Origin of the sequence: Actinomadura formosensis (assembly GCF_050948385.1) — a bacterium.
Taxonomy (GTDB): Bacteria; Actinomycetota; Actinomycetes; order Streptosporangiales; family Streptosporangiaceae; genus Spirillospora; species Spirillospora formosensis.
Genome location: NZ_CP192011.1, coordinates 7,229,855 through 7,249,864 on the forward strand (window position 1 = coordinate 7,229,855; position 20,010 = coordinate 7,249,864).

Sequence of the window (20,010 nt, forward strand, 5' to 3'; positions counted from 1 at the left end):
CGCGTGATGGTGCCCACCGGTCCCGGCGGCGGGTACGACATGACCGCGCGCACCGCGGCCAAGGTCATGGAGGAAGCCAAGCTCGCCCGCAATGTCGAGGTCTTCAACCTGGCGGGTGCCGGTGGCACCGTCGGCCTGGCACGCCTGGTCAATGAGAAGGGCAACGGCAAGCTCATCATGCAGATGGGCCTGGGAGTGGTGGGCGCCTCCTACGCCAACAAGTCCAAGGCCAAGGTGAGCGAGACCACGCCGCTGGCCCGGCTCATCGAGGAACCCAACGTCGTGGTGGTGCCCGACAAGTCCCCCTACCACAGCCTGCAAGACCTGCTCAACGCGTGGAAGGCCGACCCGGGCAAGATGCCGGGCGGTGGCGGCTCCAGCCCGGGCGGACCCGACCACCTGGCCACCATGCTGCTCGCCAAGGCCGCCGGCATCGAGCCCAAGCAGGTCAACTACGTCACCTACGCCGGGGGCGGCGAACTGCTGGGCGCCCTGCTCGGCAAGAAGATCGCCTTCGGAGTGACGGGCGCCGGGGAGACCACCGACCAGATCGAGGCGGGAACGGTGCGGGTGCTGGCCGTCACCGGCGGCACGCGCATCAAGGGCATCGACGCGCCCACGCTCAAGGAGTCGGGGGTGAACGTGGTGTTCACCAACTGGCGCGGCATGCTCGCCCCGCCGGAGATCAGTGAGTCCGACCGCAAGGCGCTGCTCAAGCTGATCACCGATATGCACGGCACCAAGCAGTGGCAGGACGCGCTGGCCAAGAACGGCTGGACCGACGCCTTCCTCACCGACGAGAAGTACGCCGCCTTCCTCAAGTCGGAGACCGAACGGGCCGCCGCCGTGCTCCACGACCTGGGGCTGGGATGACAGAGAGAACGGCCGGCGAGACCCCCGGTAAGACGGCTGGCAGCACCGGGACGAACCGGCTGCAGGGCCGCTCCGAGCTCGGAGTGGCCCTGTTCCTCGGCGGGCTCTCCGCGGTCGTCCTCATCGACGCCGCCCACCTGCACAGCGAACTGGCCCAGCGCGGCCCGGTCGGCCCCAAGACGACCCCGCTGCTGGTGGGGGCGCTGCTGGCGGTCGTGGCGGTACTGCTGGCCGTCGACGTGGTGCGCGGCGGACGCGGCAGCGCCGAGACCGGCGAGGACATCGACCTTGAGCGGCCCAGCGACTGGCCGACCGTGCTGCTGCTCGCCGGTTCCTTCCTGACCAACGTCGCCCTCATCGAGCGGGCCGGCTGGCCCATCTCCGGCGCCCTGATGTTCTGGGGTTCGGCGTTCGCGCTCGGCAGCCGGCATCTGGTGCGCGACCCGCTGCTGGCGTTGGCCCTGTCTCTGGCCACCTTCTACGCCTTCGACCGGGGGCTGGGCCTGGGCCTGCCCGCCGGCATCCTGGAAGGGATCCTGCCGTAATGGGGGCCCTGAGTGATCTGCTCGGTGGCTTCACCACCGCCCTGACACCGATCAACCTGCTGTACGCCCTGATCGGTGTGATCGTCGGTACCGCGGTGGGGGTGCTGCCCGGCATCGGCCCCGCGATGACGGTCGCGCTGCTGCTGCCTCTCACCTACGGCCTCGACCCCACGGGCGCGTTCATCATGTTCGCCGGCATCTACTACGGCGGCATGTACGGCGGTTCCACCACGTCCATCCTGCTCAACACGCCCGGCGAGAGCGCCTCGGTGATCACCGCCATCGAGGGCAACCGGATGGCCCGTTCGGGACGCGCCGCACAGGCCCTGGCCACCGCCGCCATCGGCTCGTTCGTGGCCGGCGCCATCGCCACCGCGCTGCTGGCCCTGGCCGCCCCGAAGATCGTCGACGTGGCGCTGAGCATCGGCTCCCAGGACCACTTCGCGATCATCGTGCTGGCCTTCGTCGCGACGACCACCGTGCTCGGCGCCTCCCGCATCCGCGGTCTGGCCTCGCTCGGGCTCGGTCTCACCGTCGGCCTGGTCGGAATCGACCACACGACCGGCGAGCAGCGGCTCACCTTCGGCATCCCCCAGCTGGCCGACGGCATCGACGTGGTCGTCGTGGCCGTGGGGCTCTTCGCGGTGGGCGAGGCGCTGTGGGTGGCCAGCCATCTGCGCCGCAGCCCGCTGGAGATGATCCCGGTCGGCCAGCCCTGGATGAGCCGGGAGGATTGGCGCCGTTCCGTGGGCCCCTGGCTGCGGGGCACCGCGCTCGGCTTCCCGTTCGGCGCCATCCCGGCGGGCGGCGCCGAGATCCCCACGTTCCTGTCGTATGTCACGGAGAAGAAGCTCTCCCGCAAGCCCGAGGAGTTCGGTCACGGCGCCATCGAAGGGGTCGCGGGACCGGAGGCCGCCAACAACGCCTCGGCCGCGGGCACGCTGATGCCGATGCTCGCCCTCGGCCTGCCCACCACGGCGACGGCCGCGGTCATGCTGGCCGCCTTCCAGCAGTACGGCATCCAGCCCGGCCCGCTGCTGCTGAAGCGGGAACCCGACCTCGTGTGGGGCCTGATCGCCAGCCTCTTCATCGGCAACGCGCTGCTGCTGGCCCTCAACCTGCCGCTGGCCCCCGCCTGGGCCAAGCTGCTGCGGCTTCCCCGCCCCTACCTGTACGCGGGCATCCTGGCCTTCGCCAGCCTGGGCGCCTACTCGGTCAACGGTTCGACCATCGACCTGCTCATTCTCTTCGCGCTCGGCTGCCTCGGCCTGATGATGCGGCGCTACGGCCTTCCCATGGTCCCCGCGATCATCGGCGTGATCCTCGGACCGCGCGCCGACCAGGAACTCCGGCGCGCCCTGCAGATCAGCGACGGCGATCTCTCCGGCCTGGTGAACACTCCGTTCTCGATGACCGTCTACGGACTGGTCCTTCTCCTGATCATCTGGCCGTTGCTTCGCCGAGTGCTACGACCGACGGGAGGATCGAATGAATCCGATCCCTGAACACGTTTCGCCCACCGACCATCACGTCCCTCACCACCAGGGCGTGGAGCAGCGGCTCGCCGCCGGACCGGCCGCGCCATCGGCCGGCCGCCGGTTCGTTGCCGCGCACCTGCGCAAGTGGGGGCTGGACGAGCTGACCGACGCCTGCGAACTGGTGGTCAGCGAGCTGGTCACGAACGCGGTGACGGCGGTCGGCGACCGGGACGTCGCGCGCCGCACCGCGCCCCCGCCCGGCCCGCTGCCCCCCTTCCTCCCGGTGGACATCATCGTGGTGCTGCGGCTTGCCGGGCACCGCCTGTTCTGCGAGGTCTGGGACTGCAGCGAGCGCCTGCCCGTCCCCGCCTTCACCGACGACGAACCCGCCAGTCTGGACGCCCTCGCCGACATCGACGAGCACGGCCGCGGCCTGCTGCTGGTCGCCGGTCTGTGCACCGGCTGGGGGTACCGCCCCGCTCCCATGGGCGGAAAGATCGTCTCGGCCTGGTGGGACCTGCCCTGATCCGCTCTCGCCGCCCCTGATCCGCTCTCACCGCCGTCCCGCCGGATAACCTCGCCGGTATGGCGCGCAACCGTGAACTCGGCGAGTTCCTGCGGTCGCGGCGGGCGCGGCTGCGCCCCGAAGACGTCGGCGTACCGTCCTACGGAACGCGGCGGCGCGTCCCCGGGCTGCGGCGGGAGGAACTCGCGCAGCTCGCCGGGGTCAGCGTCGCCTACTACATCCGGCTCGAACAGGGGACGGCCGACGGGGTGTCCACCGAGGTCCTGGACGCGATCGCGCGGGCCCTGCGGCTGGACGGCGCCGAGCGCGCCCACCTGCACCGCCTCGCACACCCGCCGCGCCGGGCGCCCGTCACCGGACCGCCGCGCCTGCGGGCCCCGCTCCAGCACCTGCTCGACTCGATCACCCACGCCCCCGCGTACGTGGTCGGCCACCACACCGACGTCGTCGCGTGGAACCGGCTCACCGCCGCCGTGTTCGTCGACCTCGCGAACCTCCCGGCGGACGAGCGGACCTGGTCGCACCAGATCCACCTGAACGGCGACTACCGGGCGCGGCTCGGCGGCAACTGGCCGGTCGTGGCCCGCCGCAACGTCGCCTACCTGCGGTACCGCTCCGGCCAGGACCCGGACGATCCGCGCCTGCGCACCCTGATCGACTGCCTGCGGGAGCGCAGCCCCGAGTTCCGTCGGATGTGGTCGGACCACCACGTCACGGACCTGACGCATGGGGAGGCGCACATCGACCATCCGCAGGTGGGCCGGCTCGTCCTCCCGTTCGAGACCCTGCACCTGCCCGGCGACCCCGACCTCAGCCGCCTGATGCTGTACGCGGCCGAACCAGGATCGCCCTCTGAGGCGGCGCTGAGGAAACTGGCCGAGACGTCCACGCACCTCTCCAGCGCGGATCTCTCCAGCGCGGACCTCGCCTAAGCGGCCGTGCGGAAATGTGCCTCGCGGTCCAGTGTCGCCAGGGCGGTGTTGAGCACGACGACCACGGCGAACACGATCGCCACCGTCGTATGCCCCACCCCATGGAAGGCCAATGCACCTGCACCGAACACGACGGTCTTCACCAGGAGGACGAACGGCAACGCGACCTTGAACCGTGCGCGCGGTGCCGCGAACAGGCCCCACAGCACCATCGCTACAACCGGCGTACCGACTCCTAGGGCGATGTTGGCGACGATGTTGCCACCAGCCGTGAAGCCCCACCACGCGAGCGCGACGATGGCCACGACCTCCAGGAGAAAGGCGAGACCCTCGTTCAGCACATGCAATGGTCCAGGTAGGTGCACGCCGATACCGTACTCTGTGTGGACGAGATCTCCTGGCGGGAGGACAGCCGGGACCATCGTGCCCGCTGGCGGTCGGAAAGCGGCGCGCCCCCGCCCCGCCGCGTGGTGATCGCCGACGACGAGACCCGCGCGGCCGACGCCTACCGGCTGGCCTGCGAGGGCACCGCGCTGCTGTGGCGCGGCGACTTCCAGAACGCGCGGCAGCTCCTCACGGCGATGGCGCGCAGGATCGACCGTCCGCCACGCCGGCGGAAGCGCAAACTGCCGGAGCCTTCCCAGGTACAGGCTTTCCACCTTCACCGTCAGGCACGGGCCCAGCGCGCGCGGACGCTCGCCATGCTGCTCATACCGTTCGACTCGGGGCACGTGATTCCGCTACGCCGTGCACCTGCCGTCCAGGACGCCTGTACGGAGGCCTATGGGCCGGGCGATCAGCCCTACGTCACCTCACTGCGCGAACTGCTCGGACTGATCGGCGCCCACGAGTGGCGTGAGAAGGGCGTCCCCATCTCCGCCCTGGGCGGCGACCGGATACATCCGCATTACGGGGTCTTCTCGCCGGTCCGAGGGGAGTATGTGGACCTGGTCGCCGAGGCGCCGCTTCCCCCGACGAAGACGGCGTTCGACATCGGAACCGGCACAGGTGTCCTGGCGGCGGTCCTGGCCCGTCGCGGTGTGGAGCGCGTCGTCGCCACTGACCTGGACCCGCGCGCGCTTTCCTGTGCCCGGGAGAACATTAACCGGCTGGACGTGGCGGAGCAGGTAGAGGTCGTCCAGGCCGACCTGTTCCCCAGCGGACGGGCCGACCTCATCGTGTGCAACCCGCCCTGGGTGCCGGCCAAACCGAGTTCCCCTCTCGAACACGCCGTCTACGATCCGGGCGGACGGATGCTCCGCGGCTTCCTCGGCGGCCTCGCCGATCATCTGGAACCGGACGGTGAAGGCTGGCTGATCCTGTCGGACCTGGCCGAACACCTCGGTCTTCGCACCCGCGCCGACCTCCGCACAATGATCGAATCGTCCGCCCTGCAGGTCGTGGGCAAGCTCGACACCAAGCCGGTCCACCCCCGCGCCGCCGACCCCGACGACCCCCTCTACGCGGCCCGCTCCGCCGAAACGACCTCCCTCTGGCGCCTAAGACGAACCCCACCCGCCTCTTCGGACGACCTCACGTCCCCCTAACGCGCCGGAAGAACGCACGGACGTCATCGGTGAGCGGGTCCGGTGCCTCAACGGCGGGGAAGTGGCCACCACGATCGAACTCCGTCCAGTGGACGACGTCGTACACGCGCTCTACGAGACGCCTCACCGGCCGGACCAGATCGTGCGCGAACACCGCCACGCCCAGCGGAACGGAACACGGAACGGGAGGACCGCCCCGCGCGGCATTCTCCCTGTGCAGCCTGGACGAGGAACCGGCCGTGCCGGTGAGCCAGTAGAGCGTCACGGTCGTGAGCACGCGGTCGTCATCGACGCCGCTCGCGGGGTCGGTCCACTCAATGATCTTGTCTGCGAGCCAGGCGAGCTGGCCGACGGGGGAATCGGTCAGTCCGTACGCGACGGTCTGGGGACGCGTCGACTGCATCTGCCAGTAGCCGGCCGGGTGGGCCAGATAAGCCTTCTGGTCCCGGAGCCTCTCCACATCGTCTTCTGCGAGACCGTCGTCATCTCCTGGAGGCGACCCCATGTAGTTCAGGTGGACGCCTACGACCCGTTCCTTGGCCACGGTGGCGAGCACGTTCGATATGGGCCAGCCCCAGTCACCGCCTTGCGCGCCGTACCGTTCATAGCCGAGCCGTTCCATCAGCGTGGCCCAGGCGCGTGCGATGCGGTTCACATCCCATCCGGTCTCGCGCGCCGGGCCGGACAGCGGGAAGCCGGGCAGCGACGGGATCACCACGTGGAACGCGTCCGCCGGGTCGCCGCCGTGCGCGCGGGGGTCGGTGAGCGGGCCGATCACGTCCAGGAAGTCGGCGATCGTGCTGGGCCAGCCATGGGTGATGATCAGCGGCAGCGCGTCGGGCTCCGGCGACCGCACATGGACGAAATGGACCTCCGTCCCGTCGATCTCCGTCGTGAACTGCGGGAACGCGTTGATCCGCGCCTCCTGCGCCCGCCAGTCGTAGGCCGTCCGCCAGCGTGCGGCCAGTTCCCTGACGCGGGCGAGCGGGATTCCGTAGTCCCAGCCGGCGCCGGGCGGCTCGTCCGGCCAGCGGGTGCGGTCCAGCCGGGCGGCGAGGTCGTCGAGGCCGGCCTGGGGAACGTCCAGGCGGAAGGGCGCGATCTCAGACATGTGCATCCCGGTCATGTGTCATCTCCCAGATCGGACGGACCTGAACCCGCGATAGGCGCCAGCCGTCCGGCGTCCGGACGGCCCTGAGTTCGTAGCGCTCGCCCAGCAGATGCGGCCCGGTTTCGTGCGCGAACACGACAAGGAGGTTCGCGCTGATCGCGGCCTGGTCACCGTCCACGTCGATGAGCGGATTGGTGACGAAGTGCTGGGTCGGCACCGTGTGGTTGCGGCGCGCCTGTTCGACGAGGGCGCCGACGCCCTTGGCGACACCGCCGAGGGTGTGCGCCTCCGCGTCCTCGGTGAAGAGGCTCGTGTCCGAACTCTGCTCGTCCAGCCACAGCCCGAGCCGGCTGACCAGTACGGACAGCTGTTGACGGTCGTCCATCACGCTCCATTCATTGGCATGACCAACATTGGTTCCCCCAACACTAGGTCATTGTTGGTCCGGCCAACAAGCCCGTAGACTGGACGGCATGATGACGGCCGACGCCCGGACACCCAGCCGACTCCGGCGCGCCCCCAGCTGGCTGATCAACCTGGTGTCCGCGCACAGCCGCCGGCTGGTCGCCGACGGTTTCGCCGCGGCGGGCGCCCGCGGGTACCACTACCGGCTGCTCGCCGCCCTCGACGAGTACGGCCCGTCCAGCCAGGCCGCCCTGGGCCGCCACACGGGCATCGACCGCAGCGACGTCGTCGCCGCCCTCAACGAACTCGCCGCCAAGAAGCTGATCGGCCGCTCCCCCGACCCGTCCGACCGGCGGCGCAACATCGTCACGCTCACCGCGGAGGGCTCCCGCCATCTCCGGGAACTGGACAAGGTCCTGGCCGGCATTCAGGACGGCTTTCTCGCCCCCCTCTCACCGGAGGAACGCGAACAGCTCATCGGCCTGCTGACCCGCCTGGCCGACCACCACGAGAAAAGCTGGTAAAAACACCCGATGTCACCTGCGATTCGCCTTGTCGAACTACCTCCGGCCGCAATGAACGCCCTGGTGGACGGAGATCTTGAGCGCACCGGAAAAGCCGCCGGGATTCCGCTCACCGAGTACTTCACGACCGACGAAGCGAAATGGCTCTGGCGTTTCCGCCTCACCCAGCTCGCCCGCGATCCGTCCCATGCCGCATGGATCGTCCGAGCCGTCGTCGCGGTCCCCGAAGGCCACGTCGTCGGGCATGCCGGTTTCCACGGAGCGCCCCAGAACGGCACGGTGGAAGTCGCCTACTCGGTCGATCCCGCGCACCGCCGCAAAGGTTATGCGAAAGCGATGCTCTCCGCGCTTCTCGACCGGGCCGCGGCGGAACCGTACGTCACGACCGTTCGCGCGGCGATCAGTCCCGAGAACGCGGCCTCATTGGCGACGATCGCCGGATACGGCTTCACCCACGTCGGGGAACAATGGGACGAGCAAGACGGCCGCGAACTGATCTACGAGCGTCCAGCCGTCCAGTAACCGGAAGCCATACCGGCCACATTCGAGTGGCTCGGAGACGGCGCTTTCCGCGCATCCGCTCCGGGCCACCCGTCTCCGGCCGACGGCCGCTATTCCCGCGTCCGTGCGGCCAGCGCCTCACGCTCGATCCGGTCGAACTGCGCGCCCATCGCCTCGGCGAGCGCGTTGGCGGCCGACAAGGGCCGCACCATGACGGTGAGGTCGTCGATCAGTCCGTTCTCGTCAATGTGCAGGAAGTCGCATCCGTGCAGTTGGCGACCGTTCACCGTCGTCTGGAACATCAGCGCGTGGTCGCGGCCGTCCGCGCTGACGATCTCCCGGACATAGCGGAAGTCCTGGAACACCCGCATCACGCCCCGCAGGATCGCCGCCGTGATCGCCTTCCCCTCATACGGCTTGAACGCCACCGGACTGGTGAACACCACGTTGTCCGCCAGCAGCCCCTCGATCGTCGCCATGTCCCCGGCCTCGGCCGCCTGTCGGAACGGGTACATGCACCCACCCCCATACTCAATTTGTTGACTAGGTGCGAGGGACGCTAATCACGTCCGGAGGGCCCGTCCAGATACCGGTCGCATGACGCTCATCACATAGTTGACCAGCGGCAGAGTCGTCCATGGCTGCCGCTAGGCTCGGGCCATGTCGTTGCGGCACGCGGTTCTGGCCACGCTCCTGGAGGGCGAGGCATCCGGTTACGACCTGTCCAAGAGCTTCGACGCCGGAGCCGCCAACTTCTGGATGGCCACCCCGCAACAGCTCTACCGGGAACTGGACAAGATGTCGGACGAGGGCCTCATCGAGGCACGCGTCGTCCAGCAGGAGCGCCGCCCCAACAAACGCCTGTTCTCCCTCACCGACGCCGGCCGCCGCGCCCTGTACGACTTCACCGCCACCCCGCCACGCCCCGGCGCGATCCGCGAAGAACTGATGGTCCAGGTCCAGGCGATCGACGCGGGCGACGCCGAGGCCGTCATGAACGCCATCCGCGAACGCATGGCCTGGGCCGAATCCAAGATCGCCCGCTTCGAACGTCTCCGTGCCCGCTTCCTGGACGGCCGCACCGAGGACGGGTACCTCGCCACCGCCGACCGCATCGGCCCCTACCTGACCCTGATGCGCGGCCTGGCGTTCGAACGCGAAAACCTCCGCTGGTGCCGGCAGACCCTGGCCATCCTCACCGACCGCACCGAATCCCGGCCCCAGCAGGTGACCAGATCGGCCAAGCCCTAGCACCGGACGCCGCTACTGAGCCATGTCGACGAAGCGGCTGTAATGGCCCTGGAAGGCGACCGTGACGGTCGCGGTCGGGCCGTTGCGGTGCTTGGCGACGATCAGGTCGGCCTCGCCGGCGCGCGGCGACTCCTTCTCGTAGGCGTCCTCGCGGTGCAGCAGGATCACCATGTCCGCGTCCTGCTCGATCGAGTTGTGCAGGGTAATCCCGTTCGCCACGAAATTATGGAGCCCCAGCACGGTGGCGTCATAAACCTCTTGCCGCCCGATGCTTTCGATCTCGGCTATCTCATCCCACAACACGTCGTTGGTGCACAGCAGCTCCAGCTCGGCACCGTCCAGCACCGTCGCCACCCGGCCAAGACGCTCACGATCAGGCGCACGCTGTGAGAGGACACCGCCACCGGACCGAGCACCGATCGGGGCCGAGAGCTCCCGATGCGGCGTCCGGCCCTCGGCGAGGATCCGCCGGACGTCGTCCCACACCTCGTGGGAAACGGTCTCGCGGTTGGTATTCGACCGAACACCACGGAGATTCTCGGCGGCGGCCGCGGCCAGGGCGCCGCGTGCCCCATGCACACGGACGGATTCGAAGAACGCGAGCTGGTTCTCCGCGCCGTGGATGTGGAGCCGGTATTCGCAACGACGGGCGTCCTTGGTGACGCTCTTGACGCTGGACGGAATTCCGAACCGCAGCAGCAGCACGGAAACGTCGTCCACGAGCCGTCTGCTCGCGGACGCGTAGTGGACGTCGTACCGCCCACGCTCAGCGTCCCCGTGCACGCGCCCGCCGGTGGCCCACAGATGCCGGATGAAGAGGGCGACCTGCTCCTTGGGAAGGCCGAACACCGGCGCCGGCACGAACTTCTCGTGCGAACGCGTTCCGAGGAGCCCCAGGTCATCGAGCCACTCGGCGACCGGGTTCGGGCGGTTATGCGGCGGGCCGCCGGGGCCCGGCAAACGCAGCGTGGTGACCCGCGCGTCCGCATCTCCGTCTCGAACAGCGGTGACACCGAAGTGCCCGGCCGCCTCGATGACCGCCCGCAGGCACGCCTCGTCCTCACTCGCGTACCGGATCGGCCGGCCCTTGCCGAAAGATCCGCCACCGATCAGGTGGGCCAGCAAGATCACGCGCATCTCGGGCCATGCCTTGGGCTCCAGTGGCGGCGGCACATGCCTGGACACGGCGACGCGGGAGCCGGGCGCCAGCTCTCCGAGCGGCTTCCAGCCGTGACAGGTCAGGAACGGGTGGTTCGCGGTGGCCTCGATCTCCTTGCCGGAAGCCAGCCTGACGCGGAAGACCTCCTTACGCCCGCTGGAAAAGGCGTGCGTCATCGTTCGCGGTACATACTTCAAGCGCTCATCGAGCGCCCACACGGGAACGTCGTGCGCACCGCGGGCCACGAGTTCACCGATCGTGACCTCCTCATTGGTGTCCGCACGCATGATCCGGGTGGCAGCCGTGACGCATCCCGATTCGCGGAGGTCGGACACCATGGGTTTCTTGTCCGTCCGCTGCTCGGGACCTCGGTTGAGCTGCGACAGCGCGATGACCGGGACGCCCAGTTCCTTGGCGAGGAGCTTCAGCGACCGGGAGAACTCCGAGACCTCGACCTGGCGGCTCTCCACGCGCTTTCCCGAGGTCATCAGCTGCAGGTAGTCGATGATGACGAGGCGCAGGTCATGCTGCTGCTTGAGGCGCCGGCACTTCGCGCGGATCTCCATCATCGACATGTTCGGTGAGTCATCGATGAAGAGCGGGGCCTCGGCGACCTCGCTCATCCGCCGGGCGAGGCGGGTCCAGTCCTCGTCCTGCATGGTGCCGGACCGCATCGCGTGCAGCGCCACCCGCGCCTCGGCCGACAGCAGGCGCATCGTGATCTCGTTGCGGCCCATCTCCAGGCTGAAGAACGCCGAGGTCAGGCCGTGCTTGATGGACGCGGCACGGGCGAAGTCGAGCGCGAGCGTCGAGTTGTGCGTCGGGATGCAGGAGCGCCCCGCCAGGTACATGTGGTCGTCGTTGTCGACCTGGACGCACCGCACCGGCACGCTCTCGACCGGCCGCACGTCCACGATGTACCGGACCTGCGGTTCCGCGGGGACGTCCGTGCGCTGCCGGGCCGCCTTGCGCGGCAGCCGGAACACCGTCTCGGCAGGCGTGAAGCCGATCTCGTGCACCCGTTCGCCCGGCTCCGCCCGGCCGGTCGTCAGCTCGGCGCGATGGCCGAGGCTGAGGAGGAGTTCGTGCACCCCCCCGGCGAACCGTGCGGAGGAGAAGGCGAGATCGACGCGTCCGTCCGCGGACACGTGACCGCGGACATCGAGCAGCCCGGCCAGCAGCGCCCGCCGCTGGGCCCTGGACGCCCGCAGATACCGCGTCGGGACGTGTTTTCCGTCCAGCAGGGCGAGGGAGCGCAGGTGACCCCGGATTCCGGGCAGCAGGTGGCAGCCGGGGACCGGCTCCGGGTCGACCCGCTGCCCCGCCGCCTCGACCTGGGCGATGATCATGCCGTCGAGGCAGGTGATGCGCGCGTCCCCGGTGTCTCCCGCGCCGAGCCACACCCCCAGGACATAGGGGTCGACGGGGAGATCGGCCTCGGGGAGGTCGAAGGCGGCGGCGACCTCCACCGCATGGACGGGGCGCCCCTCGTGCCGAAGCGTCGCGAAGATCTCCTCGGTCGTCCGGATCCGGGGAAGACCAGCGAGCGGTGCGGCCCCCTCATGGCGCCGGGCCGCCGGACCTTGCGGCTCAGGCGACCCGCCCGGAGTCCTTCTGTCCGTGCCGGCCGAGACCACTGCCCCGACGCCGGTTCGGGTGGAGTGCCCGTGCGGTCGCCGGACGGGCTTCCCCGGCAGCACATCGGAAGAGCGCGGCGCCTCGTCCGCCATCACCGGAAAGCGTCCGGGGAGTGCCCCGGTCTTGCCGCGCCGCCCCGCGCTCGTGCGGGTGCGGAGCGCGGCCCGGTTCTCGGAGCCGCCCCCGCCGGCCTCGCCGTGCCGGTGGACCGTCCCTGTCGTGGTGCGCCACTGGTGCTGGGCGTCGGCGACGATGACCTCGCCGCCGGAGAATTCGATCTCGTAGCAGGGCCGGTCGCGCATCACCTCGGTGGCGGCGACGACGCGGGTCGGCCTGCCGTCGGCACCGATCAGGCGGTCTCCCACCTCGACCTCGCCCATGGTCGTCCAACCGGTCGGGGTCGGTAGCGGTGTGTCCAATTTGACCGCTTTGCCCATGGCCGGTCTTGCCGCCACCACGATCATCTGGCCGGGGTGGAGACCGTTGGTCAGGGCGTCGAGGTCGGCGAAGCCGGTGGGGCAGCCGACCATCTGGCCGCCGCGGCTGCCGATGGCCTCGATCTCGTCCAGGGCGCCGGGCATGATCTCCGACAGCGCGACGTAGTCCTCACCGGCGCGCTTCTCGGCGATCGCGAAGACCTCGGCCTGGGCGCGGTCGAGGACCTCGTCGGCGTCGGCACCGTCGGCGGCGTAGCCCATCTGGACGATGCGGGTCCCCGTCTCGACCAGGCGGCGCAGGATCGCGCGCTCGTGGACGATCTTCGCGTAGTACCCCGCGTTGGCCGCGGTCGGCACCAGGGAGATCAGGGTGTGCAGGTAGGGGGCGCCGCCGATGCGGGCGATCTGGCCGTTCTTGGTGAGTTCGCCGGCGACCGTGACGGCGTCGGCGGGGTCGCCGCGCCCGTACAGGTCGAGGACGACGTCGTAGATGATCTGGTGCGCGGGACGGTAGAAGTCCGGGGTGCGCAGCAACTCGACGACCTCGGCGATGGCGTCCTGGGAGAGGAGCATGCCGCCGAGCACGCCCTGTTCCGCCGAGATGTCATGCGGTGGGGTGCGCTCGAACTCATGCTCCGGTGGTCCGATCTCGGCCACGCTCACCGTCGCACCCCCCTCATCCCGGCCGTCGGCGGCCCCGCCCGCCTCATCGCCGATCGTTCATCACACGTCTATCTGACGCGTCGGACATTCTCGCGAGCCCGTGCGGCCGAGAGCAAAGCCGCCTGTGGACAAACCTGTGGACTGCCTGTGCAGACACGCCGGACAGGTTGTGCACGACCTGTGGACAACTTTGTGGATTTCCTATGGACGAGCCACGAGCCACCGCATTGAACTGCGAGAACGTCGTCCACCGGCTGTGTGGGAAAGAAAGTCGGCCGGCCACCGCACTGTAAGGACTGATCTATTTACGTCAGTTACGGGCTGGTAGCCTCGGCGCGGTGACGACCCCCCGGCGGCTCGCGACCGCGCATGACCGCGAGATCCTGCGCCTGGCCGTGCCGGCCTTCGGCGCGCTCGTCGCCGAACCCCTGTTCCTGCTGTCGGACTCGGCGATCGTCGGGCATCTCGGCACCGCGCCGCTGGGCGGTCTCGGGGTCGCGGGCCAGGCCCTGAGCACCCTCGTCTACCTGTGCGTCTTCCTCGCCTACGGGACGACCGCCGGGGTCGCGCGGCAGATCGGCGCCGGAGATCTGCGGGCGGCGATCCGGCAGGGCATCGACGGCATGTGGCTCGCGCTCGCCATCGGGGCGGTGCTGGTCGCGGCCGGCTGGCCGCTGGTCCCGGGGATCGTGGACGCGTTCGGCGCGTCCCCGGCCGTGGCCCCGTACGCCGAGACCTATCTCCGGGTGAGCCTGTTCGGGATTCCGTCGATGCTGGTCGTGCTGGCCGGCACCGGCGTGCTTCGCGGCCTGCAGGACACGCGCACGCCGCTCGCCGTGTCCCTCGGCGGGTTCTCGGCGAACCTCCTGCTCAACGCCGTGTTCGTGCTCGCCCTGGGCTGGGGGATCGCCGGCTCGGCCTGGGGCACCGTCCTCGCCCAGACGGGCAGCGCGGCCGTCTACGCGGTGGTCGTCCTGCGCGCGGCGCGGCGCCACGGGGCTCCGGTCCGTCCCGACGTGGCCGGGCTGAGGGCGTCCGCCACGGCGGGCTTCGGCCTTCTGGTCCGGACGGCGGCGCTCCGCATCGTCCTCATCGTGGGGACGTCGATCGCCGCCCGGATGGGCGACCCGGAGATAGCCGCGTACCAGGTCGGCTTCCAGGTGTGGACGCTCCTGGCGTTCGCGCTCGACGCCATCGCGATCGCCGGCCAGGCCATCACCGGACGCTACCTGGGCGCGTCCGACGTCTCCGGGACGCGCGCCGTCACGCGCCGGATGGTGGGGTGGGGCATCGGCTGCGGTGTCGCGTTCGGGCTGATCATCCTCGTGGTGCGTCCCTGGCTGCCCGCGCTGTTCACCTCGGACGGCGACGTCCGGCGCCTGCTCTTCGCCTCGCTGCTCCTGGTCGCGGTGCTGCAACCGGTCGCGGGAGTGGTGTTCGTCCTGGACGGCATCCTGATCGGCGCCGGGGACGGCCCGTACCTGGCGGTGACGACGCTGATCGCCACGGTCGTCTTCCTGCCCGCGGCCATCGTCCTCTACCGGGCGGACGCGGGCCTGACCGGGCTCTGGGTCGCGATCGGCCTGTGGATGCTGACCCGCATGTTCACCCTGGGCCTGCGCGCCCGCGGCGACCGGTGGATGGTCACCGGCGCCGGCCGCTAGCCGGATTCGGCGTTTCGCACCTGCACCGGGGGCCACAGCCGCTACGATTCGAACATGTGTTCCACACACGGCGAGCGGATGGCCCGGCTGACGCAGGCGATCGACGACCTGGCGGCCGAGGGCCTGGCCGGGCTGCCCCCGGAGACCCTGGTGGAACGGGTGGCGGGCATCTGGTCGCTGGTCGAGGGCATCGACCCCGAGATCGCCCGCCGCCGCACCCGGTACACGACCCCGGAGACCTGAGCCGGGTCGCGAAAGTGCGTGCGGCGACGGACGGGGCGTAGTACCCCTGGACGGTCCCGGATCCGTGCCCGTTCCCATCGGGAGTCGTCAATGGCCGTTCGCCGTGTCATGCCCATCATCCAGTCAGCGGCCACGAAGGAGAGCCGGGAGTTCTATGGCCTGCTGGGCCTCGAAGAAGTCATGAATCTCGGCTGGATCATGACGCTCGCCTCCCCGGCCAATCCGGTGGCCCAGGTCAGCGTGATGACCGGCGACAAAACCGCCCCGCTCACCCCCGATATGAGCATCGAGGTCGACGACGTGGATGCGGCTTACGCGGTCATGCGGGACAGCGGCGCGGAGATCGTTCACCCCCTGCAGGACGAGGAGTGGGGCGTACGGCGGTTCTTCGTCCGCGACCCCAACGGCCGCGTGGTCAACGTTCTGGGCCACCGCTGACGCCTCCGGCGCCACGAGGACGGTGCCGGGACGCGGAACGGCCCCCGGGCCCGGGTGGGCTCGGGGGCCGTTCGGCCGGACGTGGTGTCAGGCCTCGACGACGTTGATGTCGATCGTGGCGTTGACGTCGCTGTGCAGCCGGACGCTGACCCGGTGGGTGCCGACGGTCTTGATCGGGTTGCCGATCTCGATGCGGCGGCGGTCCAGGTCGGGGCCGTTGGCGGCACGGACCGCCTCGGCGATGTCGGCGGCGGTCACGGCGCCGAACAGGCGGCCGTTGCTGCCGGTCCGGGTGCGCAGCGTGACGCGCAGCCCGCCGAGCCGGTCGGCGACCTCCTTGGCGTGCTCGACGGTCGCGATCTCGCGGGCCGAACGCGCCTTCTTGATGGAGTCGATCTCCTTCTCGGCGCCCCGGGTCCACTTGATCGCGAACCCGCGGGGGATGAGGTAGTTGCGGCCGTAGCCGTCGCGGACCTCGATGACGTCACCGGGCTCGCCGAGCCCGGAGACCTGCTGGGTCAGGATGAGCTTCATGATCGTTCCTCCTGCCTCAGCGCGCGGTGCTGGTGTACGGCAGCAGCGCCATCTCGCGGGCGTTCTTGATCGCCGTGGCGACGTCCCGCTGGTGCTGGGTGCAGTTGCCGGTCACCCGACGGGCACGGATCTTGCCGCGGTCGGAGATGAACTTCCGCAGCAGGACCGTGTCCTTGTAGTCGACGTAGGAGATCTTCTCCTGGCAGAAAACGCAAACCTTCTTCTTGGGCTTGCGGGGAGGTGGCTTCGCCATCGTGGTGCTCCTTTGGGAGAGCCCCGCTCACGCGGGAATGGACGTGTACTGGGTGTTGCCGTGGTCGCGCCGGAGCGACGGAGCTAGAACGGCGGGTCGTCGGAGTATCCGCCGCCGCCACCACCGCCGCCGGTGGCCCAGGGGTCGGACGGGGCGTTGCCCTGCTGCTGGCCGCCGCCGCCGAAGCCGCCGCCGCCCTGCTGCTGGCCGCCGCCGCCTCCGAAGCCGCCGCCCTGCTGGCCGCCGCCGCCGAAGCCGCCGTCCTGACCACCGCCGCCGAAACCGCCGCCCTGCCGCTGGGTCTTGTTGACCTTGGCGGTCGCATTGCGCAGCGACGGGCCGACCTCGTCGACCTCGATCTCGAAGACGGTGCGCTTCTCACCCTCGCGGGTCTCGTACGACCGCTGCTTGAGGCGTCCCTGCACGATGACCCGCATACCGCGCTGCAGGGTCTCGGCGACGTTCTCGGCGGCCTGCCGCCAGACGTTGCAGGTCAGGAACAGGGCTTCGCCGTCCTTCCAATCGCCCGACTGGCGGTCGAAGAACCGCGGGGTCGAGGCGAGGCGGAACGACGCGACCGCCTGGCCGCTCGGGGTGAAGCGCAGATTCGGGTCCTCGACGAGGTTCCCGACGATCGTGATTACGGTGTCGCCTGCCATGGGGCTCGCTCCGGCTGCTGTGAGGGCTGAGCCTGGCTCAGTGGACCTCGGGGCGGATGACCTTGGTACGGAGGATCGACTCGCTCAGGTTGAGCTGCCGGTCGAGCTCCTTGACCGTGGCAGGCTCGGCCGACAGGTCGATCACCGCGTAGATGCCTTCGGACTTCTTCTGGATGTCGTACGCCAGGCGCCGGCGGCCCCAGACGTCGACCTTCTCCACGCTGCCGCCGCCGTCCTTGACGACCTTCAGGAACGGGTCGAGCGCGGCGTTCGCGGTGCGCTCGTCGATGGCGGGGTCGAGAATGGTCATGAGTTCGTAACGACGCATGCTGGTCCCTACCTCCTCTGGACTGATGCGGTCACGGTCTCTCCGTGACAGGAGGGCTCTTGCGTCTCCCGCGGCGGCACCGGCCCGGATTGCCGGGCGGACCTGCCGCGGGACCGGTACAGGCTACCAACAGTCGAGGGTGTGGGGGTCGCCCACGCGAACGATCCCGTGCCGGTTCCCGGACCGGACGCAGAAGCCGGCTCGTCCATGGCGTGTCAGTGGCGGGCCTGGGCCCTTGGCTGGCGCTTGGCACAGCGGCGCCGTTCCAGCTCGGCCATGATGTCGGCCATGCGGGCCCGCATCCGGGCGGTCTGGGTCGTCAGCAGCGACAGTTCCTCCACGAGCTCGGCGTCGCCGATGAGCCCCAACTCCGCTTTCGTCACGGTGTGCACCTCCTGCTCTCCCCCGCTTCCCCTCGGGGGATCGGACCCGGGCCGGTGTTCTCGAATCTGTGTTCGACACTACCGGGTGCCTCCGACATTTCCGCGCCCCCACGCTGGTTGATCTTCGCTCCGGGTGGGAATTCCTTTACACACACGGTCCGTCCGGTCCCGCGTTCACCATGTGCCCCAGGCGCGGGTGCCACGACGTCGAGGAGGGTCCGATGCCAACGGAGGCACCCGGCGCACGGCGGCCGGCCGCGCGCGCAGAGGCCAGGCCCGAGTCCCATCGGTATCAGGACGTGCTCGCGGTCGTCGCGGTCACGATCGGAATCGCCGCCCTCATCCTGGGCTGGATTCCGGCGACCCACTTCCCCGGCGCCGTGCTGGGCGTGATCGGCCTGCCGCTCGCGCTGTACTCGCAGATGATCTCGGCGACGACGAACGAGCGCTGGCTGAACGTGGTCGGCATGGTCGCCGCGTTCGTCGGCGGCGCCTTCGCGCTGAGCCACGGCGGCTTCTCGATCTGACCGCCCGGCGGAAGGACGCCCTGGCCGTCGTAGGGCGCGGCTAGGCTCGTGGCATGCGCATCGGAGCCCATGTCGACCAGACCCATCCGCTCGACAACGCCCGCGCGGTCGGGGCCGACGTCGTGCAGTTCTTCCTGGGCGATCCGCAGGGCTGGAAGAAGCCCGTCCTCCCCGAGGGCGTCGAGGCGCTGGAGGGCTCCGGCGTGGACGTCTACATCCACGCGCCCTACACGATCAACGTGGCGACGTCCAACAACCGGATCCGCGTCCCGAGCCGCAAGAACCTCACCCAGCAACTGGAGGCGGCCGCGTCCATCGGGGCCAAGGCGCTGATCGTGCACGGCGGGCACGTGCTGAAGGACGACGACCCCGAAACGGGCTTCGAGAACTGGCGCAAGGTGTTCGAGCGGGTCGAGTGTCCGATTCCGGTCTACATCGAGAACACGGCGGGCGGCGGAAACGCCATGGCGCGCAAGTTCGATCGGATCGCGCGGCTGTGGGAGGTGCTGTCCGGGGTCCCCGGGCTGGACTCCAAGCTCGGTTTCTGCCTCGACACCTGCCACGCGCACGCGGCGGGTGAGGAACTCGTCGACGCCGTCGACCGGATCAAGGCCATAACCGGCCGCATCGACCTGGTGCACTGCAACGACAGCCGGGACGCGTTCGGGTCGGGCGCCGACCGGCACGCCAACCTGGGCAGGGGCGGCATCGACCCAAAGTTGATCTTGACGGTGGTGCGGGCCGCGGGCGCGCCGGTCGTGGTCGAGACGCCGGTGGCGGGCCAGGCCGACGACATCGCATGGTTGCGTTCCAAGCTCTGACGAAGCAAAGTCGGAATCGTCCCGGGAACCCCCCTGGCGGCCGCCGCATCTAAACCGCATGCAACCGGCCTGACGACAGAATCCGAAGGTCACGTCACACTGGCATAATCCGGAACCAAGCCCTCAGCGCACGCGCGTTCTCTCCGGCGGCGGGCGCGCGAACCGATCGGGAAGCACATGGCACAGCCCCCTTACGACCCCTACGGCTACGGGGCGCAGGATCCCTACGCCCAGTCCTACTCCCAGCAGCCCCCGGCCGTGCAGCACCACTACTACGGGTCCTCCGTGCCGGCCGTCCCGCCGACCAACGGGATGGCCACCGCCTCCATGGTGTGCGGCCTGATCGGCTTCCTCGCCTGCGGCCTGACGTCGATCCTGGCGGTGATCTTCGGGCATGTCGCACTGGGCCAGATCAAGCGGACGGGCGAGGGCGGTCACGGGATGGCCGTCGCCGGCCTCGTCCTCGGCTACATCGTCTCCGCCGGATGGCTGGTCTTCTGGATCTTCTACATCGGCCTCTGGGCCGCGATCGTGGGAGGCAGCGCCACCACCGGCACCTACTGACCCGCC

At 69.8% G+C, this 20,010-nt stretch carries 25 protein-coding genes; 15 read left to right on the plus strand and 10 right to left on the minus strand.

Annotated features, from left to right (window positions below; genetic code table 11):
• Window positions 1-6: 6 nt before the first annotated feature.
• From ACQP1N_RS34010 to ACQP1N_RS34030, 5 genes are read left to right on the plus strand one after another with little or no spacing between them, the layout of a single operon-like run.
• The gene (locus tag ACQP1N_RS34010) at window positions 7-873 is read left to right on the plus strand and encodes a Bug family tripartite tricarboxylate transporter substrate binding protein (RefSeq protein ID WP_242608603.1); all 867 of its coding nucleotides are present in this window, start codon (window positions 7-9) and stop codon (window positions 871-873) included.
• Entirely contained in the window at window positions 870-1,418 is a 549-nt protein-coding gene (locus ACQP1N_RS34015) for a tripartite tricarboxylate transporter TctB family protein (protein WP_067793501.1), read from the plus strand. The genes ACQP1N_RS34010 and ACQP1N_RS34015 overlap by 4 nt, the downstream gene beginning before the upstream one ends.
• Window positions 1,418-2,923, plus strand: a complete 1,506-nt coding sequence (locus ACQP1N_RS34020) for a tripartite tricarboxylate transporter permease (protein WP_067793500.1) — start codon at window positions 1,418-1,420, stop codon at window positions 2,921-2,923. The genes ACQP1N_RS34015 and ACQP1N_RS34020 overlap by 1 nt, the downstream gene beginning before the upstream one ends.
• On the plus strand, window positions 2,907-3,422 hold the full coding sequence (locus tag ACQP1N_RS34025; RefSeq protein ID WP_067793499.1) for an ATP-binding protein: 516 nt from the start codon (window positions 2,907-2,909) through the stop codon (window positions 3,420-3,422). Before ACQP1N_RS34020 ends, ACQP1N_RS34025 begins: the two co-directional genes overlap by 17 nt.
• Window positions 3,423-3,481: 59 nt before the next feature.
• A complete protein-coding gene (locus ACQP1N_RS34030; protein ID WP_067793498.1) occupies window positions 3,482-4,354 on the plus strand; it encodes a helix-turn-helix transcriptional regulator in 873 nt (290 codons plus the stop codon).
• Here the strand turns inward: ACQP1N_RS34030 and ACQP1N_RS34035 are convergent.
• Window positions 4,351-4,659, minus strand: a complete 309-nt coding sequence (locus ACQP1N_RS34035; RefSeq protein WP_433228372.1) for a YrdB family protein — start codon at window positions 4,657-4,659, stop codon at window positions 4,351-4,353. The two genes, ACQP1N_RS34030 and ACQP1N_RS34035, sit on opposite strands and share 4 nt — an antisense overlap.
• Window positions 4,660-4,737: 78 nt before the next feature.
• On the opposite strand from ACQP1N_RS34035, the gene ACQP1N_RS34040 reads away from it, so the two are divergent.
• Window positions 4,738-5,901, plus strand: coding sequence for a 50S ribosomal protein L11 methyltransferase (locus ACQP1N_RS34040; RefSeq protein WP_433228374.1), 1,164 nt, complete (start codon window positions 4,738-4,740; stop codon window positions 5,899-5,901).
• Here ACQP1N_RS34040 and ACQP1N_RS34045 read toward each other — a convergent pair.
• Entirely contained in the window at window positions 5,888-7,012 is a 1,125-nt protein-coding gene (locus ACQP1N_RS34045) for an epoxide hydrolase family protein (protein WP_433228376.1), read from the minus strand. The two genes, ACQP1N_RS34040 and ACQP1N_RS34045, sit on opposite strands and share 14 nt — an antisense overlap.
• A complete protein-coding gene (locus ACQP1N_RS34050; protein WP_433228378.1) occupies window positions 7,005-7,397 on the minus strand; it encodes a nuclear transport factor 2 family protein in 393 nt (130 codons plus the stop codon). Before ACQP1N_RS34050 ends, ACQP1N_RS34045 begins: the two co-directional genes overlap by 8 nt.
• An 88-nt stretch (window positions 7,398-7,485) precedes the next feature.
• Here ACQP1N_RS34050 and ACQP1N_RS34055 point away from each other — a divergent pair, with 88 nt between their 5' ends.
• Together ACQP1N_RS34055 and ACQP1N_RS34060 are read left to right on the plus strand one after the other, a co-directional pair.
• The gene (locus ACQP1N_RS34055; RefSeq protein ID WP_433228380.1) at window positions 7,486-7,941 is read left to right on the plus strand and encodes a MarR family winged helix-turn-helix transcriptional regulator; all 456 of its coding nucleotides are present in this window, start codon (window positions 7,486-7,488) and stop codon (window positions 7,939-7,941) included.
• Between the two features lie 51 nt (window positions 7,942-7,992).
• Window positions 7,993-8,463 (plus strand): GNAT family N-acetyltransferase, encoded by a 471-nt coding sequence (locus ACQP1N_RS34060; protein ID WP_433228382.1) that lies wholly within the window; start codon window positions 7,993-7,995, stop codon window positions 8,461-8,463.
• A gap of 89 nt (window positions 8,464-8,552) precedes the next feature.
• Here ACQP1N_RS34060 and ACQP1N_RS34065 read toward each other — a convergent pair whose 3' ends face one another.
• On the minus strand, window positions 8,553-8,957 hold the full coding sequence (locus ACQP1N_RS34065) for a nuclear transport factor 2 family protein (RefSeq protein WP_067793491.1): 405 nt from the start codon (window positions 8,955-8,957) through the stop codon (window positions 8,553-8,555).
• A 145-nt stretch (window positions 8,958-9,102) separates the two neighbouring features.
• Between ACQP1N_RS34065 and ACQP1N_RS34070 the strand changes: the two genes are divergently transcribed.
• The gene (locus ACQP1N_RS34070; protein ID WP_433228383.1) at window positions 9,103-9,693 is read left to right on the plus strand and encodes a PadR family transcriptional regulator; all 591 of its coding nucleotides are present in this window, start codon (window positions 9,103-9,105) and stop codon (window positions 9,691-9,693) included.
• A gap of 12 nt (window positions 9,694-9,705) precedes the next feature.
• Here the strand turns inward: ACQP1N_RS34070 and ACQP1N_RS34075 are convergent, their stop codons facing one another.
• Complete coding sequence (locus ACQP1N_RS34075) at window positions 9,706-13,590, minus strand: replicative DNA helicase (protein ID WP_433228384.1); 3,885 nt, start codon at window positions 13,588-13,590, stop codon at window positions 9,706-9,708.
• Between the two features lie 338 nt (window positions 13,591-13,928).
• On the opposite strand from ACQP1N_RS34075, the gene ACQP1N_RS34080 reads away from it, so the two are divergent.
• From ACQP1N_RS34080 to ACQP1N_RS34090, 3 genes are all read left to right on the plus strand, one after another.
• A complete protein-coding gene (locus ACQP1N_RS34080; protein WP_067793488.1) occupies window positions 13,929-15,254 on the plus strand; it encodes an MATE family efflux transporter in 1,326 nt (441 codons plus the stop codon).
• Window positions 15,255-15,308: 54 nt separating this feature from the next.
• Window positions 15,309-15,497 carry a hypothetical protein gene (locus ACQP1N_RS34085; RefSeq protein WP_052357975.1) on the plus strand — a complete coding sequence of 63 codons (189 nt, stop codon included), beginning with the start codon at window positions 15,309-15,311 and terminating at the stop codon, window positions 15,495-15,497.
• A 90-nt stretch (window positions 15,498-15,587) separates the two neighbouring features.
• Entirely contained in the window at window positions 15,588-15,935 is a 348-nt protein-coding gene (locus ACQP1N_RS34090; protein WP_433228386.1) for a VOC family protein, read from the plus strand.
• 87 nt (window positions 15,936-16,022) lie between these two features.
• On the opposite strand, the gene rplI is transcribed toward ACQP1N_RS34090, so the two are convergent.
• The 5 genes from rplI to ACQP1N_RS34115 form a co-directional block, all read right to left on the minus strand.
• A complete protein-coding gene (gene rplI / locus ACQP1N_RS34095) occupies window positions 16,023-16,469 on the minus strand; it encodes a 50S ribosomal protein L9 (RefSeq protein WP_067793486.1) in 447 nt (148 codons plus the stop codon).
• 16 nt (window positions 16,470-16,485) lie between these two features.
• A complete protein-coding gene (gene rpsR / locus ACQP1N_RS34100; RefSeq protein WP_026403973.1) occupies window positions 16,486-16,722 on the minus strand; it encodes a 30S ribosomal protein S18 in 237 nt (78 codons plus the stop codon).
• Between the two features lie 83 nt (window positions 16,723-16,805).
• Window positions 16,806-17,381, minus strand: a complete 576-nt coding sequence (locus ACQP1N_RS34105) for a single-stranded DNA-binding protein (protein ID WP_433228389.1) — start codon at window positions 17,379-17,381, stop codon at window positions 16,806-16,808.
• 37 nt (window positions 17,382-17,418) lie between these two features.
• Window positions 17,419-17,709: a 30S ribosomal protein S6 gene (rpsF, locus tag ACQP1N_RS34110; protein WP_067793484.1), complete on the minus strand. Its 291-nt coding sequence runs from the start codon at window positions 17,707-17,709 to the stop codon at window positions 17,419-17,421.
• Between the two features lie 215 nt (window positions 17,710-17,924).
• Window positions 17,925-18,092: a hypothetical protein gene (locus ACQP1N_RS34115; RefSeq protein WP_165488316.1), complete on the minus strand. Its 168-nt coding sequence runs from the start codon at window positions 18,090-18,092 to the stop codon at window positions 17,925-17,927.
• 221 nt (window positions 18,093-18,313) lie between these two features.
• Between ACQP1N_RS34115 and ACQP1N_RS34120 the strand changes: the two genes are divergently transcribed.
• The 3 genes from ACQP1N_RS34120 (at window position 18,314) to ACQP1N_RS34130 (ending at window position 20,004) form a co-directional block, all read left to right on the plus strand.
• On the plus strand, window positions 18,314-18,619 hold the full coding sequence (locus ACQP1N_RS34120; RefSeq protein WP_067793483.1) for a hypothetical protein: 306 nt from the start codon (window positions 18,314-18,316) through the stop codon (window positions 18,617-18,619).
• 53 nt (window positions 18,620-18,672) lie between these two features.
• Complete coding sequence (locus ACQP1N_RS34125; protein ID WP_433228391.1) at window positions 18,673-19,440, plus strand: deoxyribonuclease IV; 768 nt, start codon at window positions 18,673-18,675, stop codon at window positions 19,438-19,440.
• Between the two features lie 177 nt (window positions 19,441-19,617).
• On the plus strand, window positions 19,618-20,004 hold the full coding sequence (locus ACQP1N_RS34130; RefSeq protein ID WP_433228393.1) for a DUF4190 domain-containing protein: 387 nt from the start codon (window positions 19,618-19,620) through the stop codon (window positions 20,002-20,004).
• Window positions 20,005-20,010 lie beyond the last annotated feature (6 nt).